Source organism: Bradyrhizobium sp. 41S5 (assembly GCF_011516665.3).
GTDB lineage: Bacteria > Pseudomonadota > Alphaproteobacteria > Rhizobiales > Xanthobacteraceae > Bradyrhizobium > Bradyrhizobium quebecense.
The window spans coordinates 2286182-2299046 of record NZ_CP083721.1; the positions used below are offsets into that span (position 1 = coordinate 2286182).

Genomic DNA, 12865 nt, shown 5'->3' on the forward strand with positions numbered 1-12865 from the left:
CTGGTGAAGTCATGAGTGTTGCGTTGACAAGTACTGCGGTCCCGACATCGACCCGTTCCGACAAGGTGCGGGTGATGGTCGTCGACGATTCCGTAGTCATCCGAGGGATGATCTCGCGCTGGATCGGCGCCGAACCCGACATGGAGGTCGTGGCCTCGCTGCGCACCGGCCTCGATGCCGTCAACCAGCTCGAGCGCGTCAACCCCGACGTCGCGGTGCTCGATATCGAGATGCCCGACCTCGACGGCATCTCGGCGCTGCCGCAGCTGCTGGCGAAGAAGCGCGACCTCGTCATTATCATGGCCTCGACGCTGACCCGCCGCAACGCGGAGATCAGCCTGAAGGCGCTCTCGCTCGGCGCGTCCGACTACATTCCGAAGCCGGAGAGCACGCGTGAGGCGACCGCCGCGGAGACTTTCCGCCACGACCTGATCCAGAAGATCCGTCATCTCGGCGCCAAGGCGCGGCGCAGCACGGTGCATACGGCGGTGAGCCCGCCGCTTGCGCCCGGACACGACAAGCCGCGCCCGGGGCTGCCTCCGGCCGCCGCGCCCGCCCAGGTCGCGCGTCGTTCGTTCGGCCTGCTGCAGCCCAAGGTGCTGCTGATCGGCTCCTCCACCGGCGGTCCGCAGGCGCTGATGACGCTGGTCGCAGAGATCGGCCCTGTGATCGATCGCGTCCCGGTGCTGATCACCCAGCACATGCCGCCGACCTTCACCACCATTCTCGCCGAGCATCTGGCGCGCACCAGCAAGCGGCCGGCGCATGAGGGGATCGACGGCGAGAGCATCAAACCGGGTCAGATCTATCTGGCGCCGGGCGGACGCCACATGCGGATCGCGCGCCACGGCATCGATGCCACGATCGCGCTCGACGACGGGCCGCCGGTCAATTTCTGCAAACCCGCGGTGGATCCGATGTTCACCTCCGCGATCGATGTCTGGCAGGGCAGCATCATGTCGGTGATCCTGACCGGCATGGGCTCCGACGGCATGCGCGGCGGCAAGGACATCGTCGCCGCCGGCGGCAGCGTGATCGCCCAGGACGAAGCGAGCAGCGTGGTGTGGGGGATGCCCGGTGCGGCGGTCCATGCCGGCATCTGCGCCGCCGTGCTGCCGCTCAATCAGATCGCATCGAAGCTTGTTCGCGTGTTTGCCGGAGACCGTTCGTGACGCCGCTGGACTATGAGTATCTGCGTAAGCTGCTGAAAGAACGTTCCGGCCTCGATCTGTCGGCCGACAAGCAATATCTCGTCGAGAGCCGCCTGCTGCCCTTGGCGCGCCGGTCGAACCTCGCCGGCATTCCCGAGCTCGTCCAAAAGATGAAAGGGGGCGCCGAGATGCTGACGTCGGAGGTGGTCGAGGCGATGACCACCAACGAGACGTTCTTCTTTCGCGACAAGATCCCGTTCGACCATCTGAAGGAGGCGGTGCTGCCGGCGCTGGCACAGGCGCGCGCCGCGCGCCGCAGCTTGCGCATCTGGTGCGCGGCCTCGTCGACCGGGCAGGAGCCCTATTCGATCGCGATGCTGCTGAAGGAAATGACCGCGCTGTTCACCGGCTGGCGCATCGAGATCATCGCCACCGACCTGTCGCAGGCGGTGCTGGAAAAGTCGAAGGCCGGCCTGTTCAGCCAGTTCGAGGTGCAGCGCGGCCTGCCGATCCAGCTGCTGGTCAAGCACTTCGTGCAGAAGGGCGAGCTCTGGCAGCTCAATGCCGATATCCGCGGCATGGTGCAGCACCGCCAGCTCAATCTGCTGCAGGACATTTCGCATCTCGGCACCTTCGACGTGATCTTCTGCCGCAACGTGCTGATCTATTTCGATCAGCAGACCAAGGCAGGCATCTTCGGCAAGATCTCCCGGATGCTCGAGCCCGACGGCGTGCTGGCGCTTGGCGCGGCGGAATCCGTGGTCGGCATCACCAATCTGTTCAGGCCCTATCCCGACCGCCGCGGGCTCTATCAGCCCAGCACCGCGCCGGTCGCGCGCGCCGGCGCCGCGCATGTGCTGAAGGCGGTCGCGTCCGCGGCGCGCTAAGCTGGAGTTCTCCGATTGGCTGCGCGATACTGCTTGGTCCGTCATCCTGAGGAGGCCGCAACGCGGCCGTCTCGAAGGATCGACGGCCACCAGCCGGGCCGTTCATCCTTCGAGACGCGCTACGCGCTCCTCAGGATGACGGATGAAACCGCAACCGCGTCGACGCTCTACAAAATCGCGTGCGGCAGGAAGCGCGATGTGTTGCCGGTGATCGGGTTCTCGTCCTCGCGGATCGACAGCCCGCAGGACGTGTGATCGACCAGCCAGCTGCCGAGCACAGGATACTGCCCGGAGAAATTCGGCAGCGGCGCGAGGGCCTGCCGGATGAAGCCCTCGGCGCCGTAGGGGCCTTGCTCCGCGACCAGCGTGATGCCGGCGCTGACCAGTTCGACATTGGCGCCTTCGCGCGAATAGATCGGCTTGCGCACGAACGAGGTGCCGAGCTGCGCGGCCTGCGGGTCGTCCTCGAAATAGGCCGGCAGCAGGTTGGGGTGGTTCGGGAACATCTCCCACAGCAGCGGCAGGATGCCCTTGTTGGACAGGATCGCCTTCCAGGGCGGCTCGATCCATTGTGTCGGCGCCGTCGCGAGGTTCTTGCCGAACGCGTCGTGGAACATCCACTCCCATGGATAGAGCTTGAACGCGAGCGCGATCGGGCTTTCGTCGAGGTCGACGAACTGGCCGTCATTGCGCAGTCCGATCTGTTCGATGTCGAGCAGCGTGGTCTTCAGCCCGGCCTGCGCCGCGGTGTCCTCGAGATAGGCGAGCGTGCCGGCGTCCTCGGCGTTGCCGGTCAGCCCGGTGAGATGCAGCGGATGGGTCGCGCCGATCGTCTTCCAGGCCTCGATCAGCGCCTCGTGGATCGAGTTGAACTGGTCGGCGCGCTTCGGGATGATGTTGCGTTCGATCGCTTGTTCGAGCCAGGTCCATTGAAACACCGCCGCCTCGAAGATCGAGGTCGGCGTGTCGGCATTGTATTCGAGCAGCTTGGCCGGGCCGTTGCCGCTGAATTTGAGGTCGAGCCGGCCGTAGAGGCTCGGCTCCTTGCGGCGCCAGCTCGCCGCGATCAGATCCCAGAACGCTTCCGGTATCTTCAGCCGGCGCAGATATTGTTCATCCCTGACCGCGTGTCCGGCGAGCTCGAGGCACATCGCGTCGATCTCGCCGGTCGGCGCCTCGATATCGCGCTCGATCTCGTCGAGCGTGAAGGCGTAATAGGCGCGCTCGTCCCAGTAGCGTTCGCCGTCGATGGTGTGGAAGGTGAAGCCGGCGCTTTCGGCGGTTGCCTGCCAATCGTCGCGCTCGGAACATGCGATGCGTTGCATGAAGGGGTCCGTGATCTTCAGACGATGTGTGTCGGCTCGGTGTCAGCCGCCGCCATGCGAGGGACCGTTGTCGTAGTGGGCGATGGTGCGCGGCGCGCCGCCGAAGCCGCCGGAAGGTAACATTTGCTCGGGCTTTCGCTTCGTGTGCTCCGGATGACGGTGGTGAATGCGGGCATGGCCTGGTGCCAGGCCCATCGAGGCCGTGCCGATCGCGACGCTTCCCATCAATTTCAGCCAGACCCGTCGCGAGCGTTTCATGGACGTGATCCTTGCCTTCTGTCTTGTCGTTTGCGAGCCGCGGCGAGTCTCCATCAGCTCCGATCGCCGGGCAAGTGAAAGCGCATGACGACACGGCAAAGTGCTTGTCAGCCGCCGCCGAAGCCGAACGCGTGCGCGAACGAGCCGAAGCCGCCGCGGCTCACTGACGAGCTTGACGACGAACTCGACGAGGATGAAGAGCCGCCCGACGATGAGCTGCCGCTGTAGAAGCTGCTGTGCGACGAGCCGCCGCCGCTGCCGCCCGACCCGGACGACGAACTGCGCGGCGCGCAATCGGCGCCGGGTTGCAGGGGCGCCGGCGTGGTCACGCCCGGTGGCGTCGGCTGGATCGGCTGGCAATTCTGCCGCGGCATCAGCGCGTAGGCGCTGCCGCCGACCGCGAGCGTGCCCATCATGAGCAGCGCGACATGGCTGGAGCGCTTGGAAGGCGGATCCGGCCGCGGCGGCACCGCCGGCACCAGCGGTCGCCGTTTGCCGAATTCCGGGTTCGGTTTGCGCGCCATGGTCAGCTCTATGGCTCAATAGATCATGCAGGCGGCGTTCAGCGCGCCTGCGGCCAGCGAGGACAGCCCGAGCCAGATCGCCGCCGCCATCTCGCCGGAGGCGATCCGCGCCGACAGGTTCGGCACCGGGATCTTCACGATGTAATAGACGATGATCTGCACGATCAGCGCGATGATGCTCCAGATCAGGCAGTCCACCACATTGGCGGAATGGGCAATGGCGCTGACCACTGGCAGCACGAAGCCGAGCAGGCTCAAGCCCAGCGCAATCGCCGCCGCCGGGTCGTTATCGCGGATCAGCTGGAATTCGTCATGCGGGGTGACGCGGGTGTAGACGAAGAGGTAGGCGACCACGGCGATCAGCGCCGTGCAGAAATAGACCAGGAACGCCGGGAGGCCGGCGAGGGATTGCAGGATCATGTGATGCGCCCGAACAGCCCTAGATGGCCATCCTATAGCTGATAGGTCGCGGTTCGCGAAGCTTCGGTTCGATCCAACCTGTGGGCTCCGTTGGCCGCGGATAACCGCCGGCAAATTGCTGCGCAAGGGTGTGAGCCGCTTCACAGCGGCTGCTGCGATGGTCGCCTATACGATGTGCAACCAGAAGTGCATGTCGCGAATGGGTTCGGTGATCCCGATGACGACCAGCTTTGGCAACGACATCCTGCCGATGTTTCGACCGGGCGACATCGCCTGCATGACCCCAAAGGGCGTTCGGCTCGGCGACGCCGGCTGGATCTGCGACCCGGCCGGCAATGATGACTTTGCCGATCACGCCAATGCACGCCGCGTCTTCGCTGCGCTGTCGTCCGGCTTCATGCCGCCCGGTCACCGATGGTCGCAGGACGCGCTCGATACCTATGCGAACTGGATGGGGGACGGATTCCAACCTTGAACCCGATGTGGAGAGCAAGATGAGAAGGTCGATCGATACGCTGCTCGTCTGTGGTCTGCTTGTGCTTCCCGCGCTGCCCGCCGCGGCGCAATCGTCGCCGAATCCCGCGATGACCGCGCCGGATCAGGTCGCCTGGCAGCTCTTCATCCAGGCCAATACCCGCGCCGGCGGCAGCAATTCGACGTTCGAGACCTGGGCGAGCGATACCGATCTGTTCCAGCCCAATCCGCAGTTTCCGGCCGCCGCGACGCCGCCGTCGCTGCGTCCGCCGATCCTCCCCCAGGTGGCGCGAGAAGGTGTGCAGGAGAGCGGTGGTTTGCTGCCGGCGCTGCCGCCCGGCGCGGCGCAGGGCCAGATGGAGGAAACGCGTCACAACAAGCCGACGTTCGACTTCGTCGTCCAGAACAACCTCTACAAGCGCTCGGGCGTGAAGGCTGCATTCGGCAAGGCGCTGTCGTTTCCGGTCGACTCCATCGAGGTGAAGGGGAATTGGCTGCCGGTCAGCGACATTCCGCAATTCACCAACAACAAGGTGACGGTGGCGCAGGCGCCGGAGCTCTATCACGTCAACAGCGCGGCCGGCGTGCAGTACGCCCTGGTCTCGATGCACGTGATCAGCAAGCAGGTGCCGAACTGGACCTGGGCGACGTTCGAGCACCGGTTCAACCCGAGTCGCTGCGACATCATCGGCTGTCGTGACAATTTCGGCGCGCAGACCGCGTTCGTGCCGTCGAACCGGACTGCCGGCCAGGGCTATCCGGATTGCGTGAAGACGGCTGCACTGGCGGCGATGCTGTCGAGCGCGGATATCGATCCGGTCTACAGCAACTATTGTTTGAAGGGATCCCAGGCCGATTTCGTCGACAGTGTCGGGCTCGACGTCAGGGTCGGCAATTCCGTCACCGAGGACGGCTTCGTCGCAACATCGTCCTGCATCACCTGCCACGGCCGCGCGGCCTTCAAGGCGGACGGCACGCCGTCGTCGCAGGCGGGATTCCTGTCGTTCGGCCCGAATGGTCCGGTCGCTCCGCTCGGGCCGCTGCTGCCCGAATGGTACTGGAAGGTCTCGGGCCAGCCGCCGATCTTCGAAGGCAAGCCCGGTCTCACGCGCATCGCGACCTCGGCCGACTTCGTGTGGTCGACCCCGTTCTGCGCCTACGACGATACGCAAACTCCGGTGCAGCCGACGCCATGTGGCGGCAAGTGAGGTCGCATCGATGGCGAGCACCTCCGAGCGCAGGGTTCCGCTTGTCGGCAGCAACCGCGCCGCGCCTGATGGCGCGACGCTGGTCGGCGATGTCGATCCGGACGAGCGGATCCCCATTGTGGTCTATGTCAAGCGACGCACGCCCGACAAGTTTCCGCCGGGCAGCGCCGGGGATTTCGCCCGGCTCGCCAGGCCGATCACGCGGCACCAGCTCGCGACGCAGCGCCATCGCAGCCATGCCCGTGCCGTCGCCCGCGTGGTGCGGCTGGCGTTAGAGCGGGGCTTGACCATCGGCCGCACAGATTCTGTCGCGCGCACGGTCGAGCTGGAAGGCACGGCGCGGCAGATGGCCGAAATCTTCGGCGCGACGCTTCGCACCTACCGCGACGGCGAGCGCGCGTTTCGCGCGCGCGTCGGCGGCCTGACGGTGCCGGCCGAGATCGCGCCATGGACCCGCGCCATTCTCGGCTTCGATCAGCGGCCGCTGCGGACCAGGACGCCGCTTGTGCAGGCCCAGGCCGACATGGGCAGCGGCAGCGGGCTGTGGCCGACCGATATCGCGGTCCTCTACGGCATTCCGCTGGATCGCGACGTGTCGTCGATCTGCGTCGGTATCATAGCTCTCGGCGGCGGCTATCTCGCGAGCGATCTCGCCATGGCGGTGGCCGGCATGAACCGCTCGCCGCCGGTTGTCGTCAATGTGCCGCCGACCGGCAATGATGGCACCTTCGGCAGCAACGATGTCGCCGATCAGGAGATCGCGCTTGATCTCCAGGTGCTCGCCGGCCTGCTGCCGAAGGCCAAGATCGTCGTCTACTTTGCCGAGAACTCCGCCGCCGGTCTGACGGACGCGATCCATCGGGCGGTGTTCGATGAAGAGCATGCGCCTCAGGTGGTCTCCGTCAGCTGGGGCAGTGCCGAGAAATACTGGACCGGGCGGGGGCGCGACGCGATGCAGGCGGTGCTGGCCGATGCCGCGCGGCTGCGCGTCAGCGTGCTGTTCGCCTCCGGTGATCAGCTCGCAACGAGCGGCCTGACCGACGGCAAGGTCCATGTCTGGTTTCCCGCCTCGAGCCCCTATGCGACGAGCTGCGGCGGCACCCAGCCCGTGCTTGCCGCGGGCAATGGGCCGGCCGCAACGGAGGCGGTCTGGAATGCCGGTGCGGTCGGCACCGGCGGCGGCATCAGCGACGCGTTTCCGGTCCCCGATTATCAGTCGCATTTGACGCTGCCGAAATCGCAGAACGACGGCGCCACCCGGCGCGGCGTCCCGGATGTCGCCTGCGCGGCCGCGGCAAGCCCGGGCTACCGCATCATCGTCAACGGACAGGCGATGGCGATGAGCGGGACCAGTGCTGCGACACCGCTATGGGCCGCGCTGGTCGCGATTGCGATCGCCGCGCGCGGCGAGCAGATCGGCTTTCTCAACGCTGCGCTCTATTCCAACCGCGGCGCATTCCGTGTGGTCGAGCAGGGCAACAACCGCGTCGGCGGCAAGGGCTACGATGCCGGTCCCGGCTGGAGCGCCTGCACCGGGCTCGGTGTTCCGAAGGGCGCTGATCTGCTCGCCGCTTTGACTGCGATCCCCGTGGCGTAACATCCCAAAAACAAAAACCCCGCCATTTGCGGCGGGGCTCAAGTCGAAAGCGAAGTCGGAACGCGGCGGGCCAGAAGGTCAGGCGGGGATGCGCTCGTCGGCCTCGTGCGGCTCGCGCAGCACGTAGCCGCGGCCCCACACGGTCTCGATGAAATTGCGGCCCTCGGAGGCGTTGGCGAGCTTCTTGCGGAGCTTGCAGATGAAGACGTCGATGATCTTCAGCTCCGGCTCATCCATGCCGCCGTAGAGATGGTTGAGGAACATTTCCTTGGTGAGCGTGGTGCCCTTGCGGAGCGAGAGCAGCTCCAGCATCTGGTATTCCTTGCCGGTGAGGTGCACGCGCTGACCGCCGACCTCGACCGTCTTGGTGTCCAGATTGACCACGAGATCGCCGGTCTGGATGACCGACTGGGCGTGCCCCTTGGAGCGGCGCACGATCGCGTGGATGCGGGCGACCAGCTCGTCCTTGTGGAAGGGTTTGGTCATGTAGTCGTCGGCGCCGACGCCGAGACCCTTGACCTTGTCCTCGATGCCGGCGAGGCCGGAGAGGATCAGAATGGGAGTCTTGATCTTCGAAACCCGGAGCTGCTTGAGCACGTCGTAGCCGGACATGTCGGGCAGGTTGAGGTCGAGCAGGATGATGTCGTAGTCGTAAAGCTTGCCGAGATCGACGCCTTCTTCACCGAGATCCGTCGTGTAGACGTTGAAACTCTCGGATTTGAGCATCAATTCGATCGACTGCGCGACGGCGCTATCATCTTCAATCAGCAAAACGCGCATGCCAGTCCCCTATAGTCGCCGCTCCGGGCGTCAGGTCGGCCGCACTTGCGGCACTCACAAAACGCCTTTGAACAACTGATTCGGATCCTGACGAGATATGGTTAACAAAAACTGATTCCTCGACGCAAGCTCTAACCGTGCAATTTTTGTCGAATCGCCCTAAGATATTGCGTAGAAGAAGCTTTTCCTAACCGCGCTCGTTCAGTTTCCACATTAAGAGCCGGGCTTAACCGACTCTCGCGACTCGCCCTTCTTCTGAATGGGCGAGCGACCTCAGTCACCAAAGACAGTGACGCAATGATTAATGATGCGGGTAAACACGAAGTTAAGCGGCCGGCGCAAAATTGCGGAAACTTAAGGTTTTCGCAATGAAGGCGCTCGCGGAGCAGATCGGCGACATCGACGGCGTCAATATTTATGGCCGTGTGGTCGGCGTCCGCGGGCTCATGGTCGAGATCGCCGGCCCCATTCACGCGATGTCGGTCGGCGCCCGCATCGTGATCGACGTCGGCGCCGGCCGCTTCATCCCGGCCGAGGTGATCGGCTTCTCCGGCGAGAACGCGGTGGTGATGCCGTTCGGCGGGCTCGAGGGCGTCAGGCGCGGGTGCCGCGCCGTGATCGCCAATGCGGCGAGCCAGGTGCGGCCGTCACCGGCCTGGCTCGGCCGCGTCGTCAACGCGATGGGCGAGCCGATCGACGGCAAGGGGCCGCTGCAACAGGGCGCCTCGCCGATGTCCTACCGCAACTCGCCGCCGCCGGCGCATTCGCGCAAGCGGGTCGGTCCGCCGCTCGATCTCGGCGTGCGCGGTCTCAATACTTTCCTGACCTGCTGCCGCGGCCAGCGGCTCGGCATCTTCGCCGGCTCCGGCGTCGGCAAGTCGGTGCTGCTGTCGATGCTGGCGCGCAATGTCGATGCCGCGATCTCGGTGATCGGGCTCATCGGCGAACGCGGCCGCGAGGTGCAGGAATTCCTCCAGGAGGATCTCGGCGAGGAGGGGCTGGCGCGCTCGGTCGTGGTGGTCGCCACCTCCGACGAGCCGGCGCTGATGCGGCGCCAGGCGGCGTATCTGACGCTCGCCATCGCCGAATATTTCCGCGACGAGGACCAGGACGTGCTGTGCCTGATGGACTCGGTGACGCGCTTTGCGATGGCGCAGCGCGAGATCGGCCTCTCGGCAGGCGAGCCGCCGACCGCCAAGGGCTACACGCCGACCGTGTTCACCGAATTGCCGAAGCTGCTGGAGCGGGCAGGGCCGGGCACCGGCGTCGGCACCATCACCGCGATCTTCACCGTGCTGGTCGACGGCGACGATCACAATGAGCCGATCGCGGACGCGGTGCGCGGCATCCTCGACGGCCATATTGTAATGCAGCGCGCGATCGCCGAGCGCGGCCGCTATCCCGCGGTCAACATCCTCAAATCGGTCTCACGCACCATGCCGCGGTCCGCCGACCCCGACTTCCTGCCCTTCATCAACAAGGCGCGGCAGGTGATGGCGACCTATGCCGACATGGAGGAACTGATCCGGCTCGGGGCCTATCGACCGGGTTCCAGCCCCGAGGTCGACGAGGCGATCCGGCTGCACGAGCCGCTGGAGAGCTTCCTGCGCCAGGCCAAGGACGAGGCGACCAGCCTGGGCGACGGCTACCGGCAACTCGCTCAAATCCTGTCGGGTTTGGAAACGGAACGCTAACTTTGTCAGGCCATCATCCTCGGCACACCATAGCTATGCCGGCGGGGCCCAGGGGGGAGCCGGTTCTGTCCCGCGTTCAGAATTGGGACTTCTGGGGAGTATGAGTCGATGAAGTCACGTGAAACGCTGATCCGCCTGAAGAAGTTTCAGGTCGATGAAAAGCGCCGTCGGGTTACCCAGATCGAAGGCATGATCGCCGACTTCCAGCGCATGTCCGTCGAGCTCGAGCGCGAGATCCAGACCGAGCAGGAGCGCGCCGGGATCAATGATCCCTCGCACTTCGCCTATCCCACCTACGCCAAGGCCGCGATCCAGCGCCGCGAGAACCTGACCCGTTCGGCCGACGAACTGCGTGCCCAGCTCGACGACGCCAAGGCGCTGCTGTCGGAAGCATTCGAGGAACTGAAGAAGGTCGAGCTGCTGGACGAGCGGGACCAGGCGCGCGAACGCGCGGAGGAAAGCGCCCGCGAGCAAGCCGACATGGATTCGATCGGCCTGATGCGGGCCCGGCTCGGCGTCATCGCCTGATAACTCGTTCCCTCCGCTGACCAGATTGAGAGCCCGGGCCGACCGCCCGGGCTTTTTGTTGGGCGCTGTCCACAAGCCGGCCCCTCGTCGGCCACTTGGCGGATCGTGCTGTCCCAAAATATGCTACCACCGGTCCGGACCAGATGACGATCGGCGGCGCGGTGGCAATGGGGCGATGGGGAATGCAGGCTTGGAGGGCGCTGAATGCTGACGCCGGCTGAGCTCGTCTGGCTGATCGCCGCCGTCGCGAAGGGGGATCAGGACGCCTTTGAGCGACTGTACGCCGCAACCCGCTCGAAACTCTTTGGCGTCGTACTCCGTATCTTGCGGCGTCAGGACCTCGCCGAGGAGGTCATTCAGGAGGCTTACGTCAAGATCTGGAACAGCGCCGGGCAGTTCAACCCGGCCCTGTCGTCCCCGATCACGTGGATGGCGTCGATCGCGCGCAACCGCGCCATCGATGTCGTGCGCAAGCGAGGCGAGTCCTCGCTGGAAGATGAGCCTGCGGCGATGGAAGTCGCCGCCGACTCGCCCGATCCGCTGGCGCGACGGGAAATGACGGAAGAGTTGAAGCGGTTGCTGGAGTGCGTCGGTCGTCTCGAGCCCGATCGTCAGAAGCTCGTGCTGCTCGCCTATTACAATGGCTGGAGCCGCGAGCAGCTCGCCGCAAAGTTCGAGACACCGGTGAACACGGTGAAGACCTGGCTGCGCCGCAGCCTGATGGATATCCGGGAGTGTCTTGGACTCTGATTGATGGCCTATAGCGAAGACCATATCGCGCTCGCCGCGGAATATGCGCTCGGTACGCTCGATGCCGACGAGCGCACGCAGGTCGAGACCATGATGGCCGTCGACACCGAGTTTGCCGCGCTCGTGCAGGCCTGGGAGTTCAGGCTCGGGCCGCTGAACCAGATGGTCGGCCTGGTCGAGCCGCGCCCGGTGGTCTGGGAAAACATCAAGGCGTCGATCGGCCATGCCGGCGCGTCGCAGGCGCCGCTGGTGCTGCCCGAGACGCCGGCTGCGACGGTGACACCGCCGCCACCGATAACCGACGATCCCGAATTTGGCTCGGCGTTCGATCCGGAGCCCCCGCAGCCATCCGAGATCCGTCGGCCGGCCGAGATCCGCGAGCTACCGGTCCAGCCACCGATCGGCGCGGGCGACAGCAACGTCGTCGCGCTTGCGAGCCGCGTGAAACGCTGGCGCGGCATCGCCTCAGTCGCGACCGCGATCGCGGCCGCGCTGCTGGTCACGCTCGGCCTGCAGGTCTACCGGCCCGACGCCTTGCCGAATGCGATCCGTCCGAAGCCGCGCATCCAGACCGTGGAAGTGAAGACGCCGGCGCCGGCGCTCGCGCCGTCGGCGCAATATGTCGCGCTGTTGCAGGGACAGAACGGCGGGCCGGCCTTCATCATGACCATCGACGGCGCGACCAAGAATTTCACCGTGCGTAAGGTCGGCGCTCCGTCCGAGCCCGGCAAGAGCTTTGAGCTCTGGCTGATCTCCGACAAGCTGCCGCAGCCGCGCTCGCTCGGCGTGATCGGCGCTGATGATTTCACCGTGCGCCCGGTGCTGTCGGGCTACGATCCCGACGTGATCAACGGCGCCACCTACGCGGTGACCGTCGAGCAGGCCGGCGGTTCGCCGAATGGCCAGCCGACTTCGGCGCCGATCTTCACCGGCAAGCTGATCGAGACGGTGCCGCCTGCGTCGGGTTCGACGCCGCGTTAGACGGTGTTTCCTCATTTCTGCTCTGCGCCAGGGCTGAAAATCGTTGGAGTCCCGTAATTGCGAGGAGCGTTAGCGACGAAGCAATCCATCGTTCCGCGTGCTAAAGCGCGATGAGATTAGGTTGAATCGTCATCGCGCATTAGCTCTTTGTTTGAACATGATCTTTTCGGAAAACCGCTTCGCACTTTTCCGGATCATGCTTTAGGTGACAATGGATTGCTTCGCTTCGCTTGCAATGACGTGGAGAGCCATGGCGACGATCCACCATCCGCACAAAAAAGAAAACGC

14 protein-coding genes are annotated in these 12865 nt (G+C 65.3%); 9 read left to right on the forward strand and 5 right to left on the reverse strand.

Annotation, left to right across the window (positions count from 1 at the left end; translation table 11 throughout):
- Positions 1–11: 11 nt before the first annotated feature.
- Together HAP47_RS10790 and HAP47_RS10795 are read left to right on the forward strand one after the other, a co-directional pair.
- The gene (locus HAP47_RS10790) at positions 12–1172 is read left to right on the forward strand and encodes a protein-glutamate methylesterase/protein-glutamine glutaminase (RefSeq protein WP_173638258.1); all 1161 of its coding nucleotides are present in this window, start codon (positions 12–14) and stop codon (positions 1170–1172) included.
- On the forward strand, positions 1169–2038 hold the full coding sequence (locus tag HAP47_RS10795) for a CheR family methyltransferase (RefSeq protein WP_173638257.1): 870 nt from the start codon (positions 1169–1171) through the stop codon (positions 2036–2038). Before HAP47_RS10790 ends, HAP47_RS10795 begins: the two co-directional genes overlap by 4 nt.
- A 167-nt stretch (positions 2039–2205) precedes the next feature.
- On the opposite strand, the gene HAP47_RS10800 is transcribed toward HAP47_RS10795, so the two are convergent.
- The 4 genes from HAP47_RS10800 to HAP47_RS10815 all read right to left on the reverse strand — a co-directional run bounded on the left by HAP47_RS10800 (position 2206) and on the right by HAP47_RS10815 (position 4565).
- On the reverse strand, positions 2206–3363 hold the full coding sequence (locus HAP47_RS10800) for a glutathionylspermidine synthase family protein (protein WP_173638256.1): 1158 nt from the start codon (positions 3361–3363) through the stop codon (positions 2206–2208).
- A 42-nt stretch (positions 3364–3405) separates the two neighbouring features.
- On the reverse strand, positions 3406–3621 hold the full coding sequence (locus HAP47_RS10805; RefSeq protein ID WP_173638255.1) for a hypothetical protein: 216 nt from the start codon (positions 3619–3621) through the stop codon (positions 3406–3408).
- Between the two features lie 107 nt (positions 3622–3728).
- Positions 3729–4145 carry a hypothetical protein gene (locus HAP47_RS10810; protein WP_173638254.1) on the reverse strand — a complete coding sequence of 139 codons (417 nt, stop codon included), beginning with the start codon at positions 4143–4145 and terminating at the stop codon, positions 3729–3731.
- Between the two features lie 15 nt (positions 4146–4160).
- A complete protein-coding gene (locus tag HAP47_RS10815) occupies positions 4161–4565 on the reverse strand; it encodes a DUF350 domain-containing protein (protein WP_024583958.1) in 405 nt (134 codons plus the stop codon).
- 130 nt (positions 4566–4695) lie between these two features.
- Here HAP47_RS10815 and HAP47_RS10820 point away from each other — a divergent pair, with 130 nt between their 5' ends.
- From HAP47_RS10820 to HAP47_RS10830, 3 genes are read left to right on the forward strand one after another with little or no spacing between them, the layout of a single operon-like run.
- A complete protein-coding gene (locus tag HAP47_RS10820; RefSeq protein WP_173638253.1) occupies positions 4696–5040 on the forward strand; it encodes a hypothetical protein in 345 nt (114 codons plus the stop codon).
- Between the two features lie 19 nt (positions 5041–5059).
- Complete coding sequence (locus tag HAP47_RS10825; RefSeq protein WP_173638252.1) at positions 5060–6247, forward strand: hypothetical protein; 1188 nt, start codon at positions 5060–5062, stop codon at positions 6245–6247.
- 10 nt (positions 6248–6257) lie between these two features.
- The gene (locus HAP47_RS10830) at positions 6258–7844 is read left to right on the forward strand and encodes a S53 family peptidase (RefSeq protein WP_173638251.1); all 1587 of its coding nucleotides are present in this window, start codon (positions 6258–6260) and stop codon (positions 7842–7844) included.
- Between the two features lie 78 nt (positions 7845–7922).
- Here the strand turns inward: HAP47_RS10830 and ctrA are convergent, their stop codons facing one another.
- The gene (gene ctrA / locus HAP47_RS10835; RefSeq protein WP_016848562.1) at positions 7923–8624 is read right to left on the reverse strand and encodes a response regulator transcription factor CtrA; all 702 of its coding nucleotides are present in this window, start codon (positions 8622–8624) and stop codon (positions 7923–7925) included.
- Positions 8625–8992: 368 nt separating this feature from the next.
- Between ctrA and fliI the strand changes: the two genes are divergently transcribed.
- From fliI to HAP47_RS10855, 4 genes are all read left to right on the forward strand, one after another.
- The gene (gene fliI, locus HAP47_RS10840; RefSeq protein WP_173638250.1) at positions 8993–10318 is read left to right on the forward strand and encodes a flagellar protein export ATPase FliI; all 1326 of its coding nucleotides are present in this window, start codon (positions 8993–8995) and stop codon (positions 10316–10318) included.
- 108 nt (positions 10319–10426) lie between these two features.
- Positions 10427–10846, forward strand: a complete 420-nt coding sequence (gene fliJ, locus HAP47_RS10845; protein ID WP_021081901.1) for a flagellar export protein FliJ — start codon at positions 10427–10429, stop codon at positions 10844–10846.
- Between the two features lie 204 nt (positions 10847–11050).
- Entirely contained in the window at positions 11051–11596 is a 546-nt protein-coding gene (locus tag HAP47_RS10850; RefSeq protein ID WP_173638249.1) for a sigma-70 family RNA polymerase sigma factor, read from the forward strand.
- Between the two features lie 3 nt (positions 11597–11599).
- Complete coding sequence (locus HAP47_RS10855; RefSeq protein WP_173638248.1) at positions 11600–12577, forward strand: anti-sigma factor; 978 nt, start codon at positions 11600–11602, stop codon at positions 12575–12577.
- Positions 12578–12865 lie beyond the last annotated feature (288 nt).

Coding starts and splice junctions, on each gene's coding strand:
- fliI (WP_173638250.1), top strand. CDS start 8,993: ATGAAGGCGCTCGCGGAGCAGATCGGCGACATCGACGGCGTCAATATT.
- HAP47_RS10825 (WP_173638252.1), top strand. CDS start 5,060: ATGAGAAGGTCGATCGATACGCTGCTCGTCTGTGGTCTGCTTGTGCTT.
- ctrA (WP_016848562.1), bottom strand. CDS start 8,624: ATGCGCGTTTTGCTGATTGAAGATGATAGCGCCGTCGCGCAGTCGATC.
- HAP47_RS10855 (WP_173638248.1), top strand. CDS start 11,600: ATGGCCTATAGCGAAGACCATATCGCGCTCGCCGCGGAATATGCGCTC.
- HAP47_RS10850 (WP_173638249.1), top strand. CDS start 11,051: ATGCTGACGCCGGCTGAGCTCGTCTGGCTGATCGCCGCCGTCGCGAAG.
- HAP47_RS10815 (WP_024583958.1), bottom strand. CDS start 4,565: ATGATCCTGCAATCCCTCGCCGGCCTCCCGGCGTTCCTGGTCTATTTC.
- HAP47_RS10830 (WP_173638251.1), top strand. CDS start 6,258: ATGGCGAGCACCTCCGAGCGCAGGGTTCCGCTTGTCGGCAGCAACCGC.
- fliJ (WP_021081901.1), top strand. CDS start 10,427: ATGAAGTCACGTGAAACGCTGATCCGCCTGAAGAAGTTTCAGGTCGAT.
- HAP47_RS10790 (WP_173638258.1), top strand. CDS start 12: ATGAGTGTTGCGTTGACAAGTACTGCGGTCCCGACATCGACCCGTTCC.
- HAP47_RS10805 (WP_173638255.1), bottom strand. CDS start 3,621: ATGAAACGCTCGCGACGGGTCTGGCTGAAATTGATGGGAAGCGTCGCG.
- HAP47_RS10800 (WP_173638256.1), bottom strand. CDS start 3,363: ATGCAACGCATCGCATGTTCCGAGCGCGACGATTGGCAGGCAACCGCC.
- HAP47_RS10810 (WP_173638254.1), bottom strand. CDS start 4,145: ATGGCGCGCAAACCGAACCCGGAATTCGGCAAACGGCGACCGCTGGTG.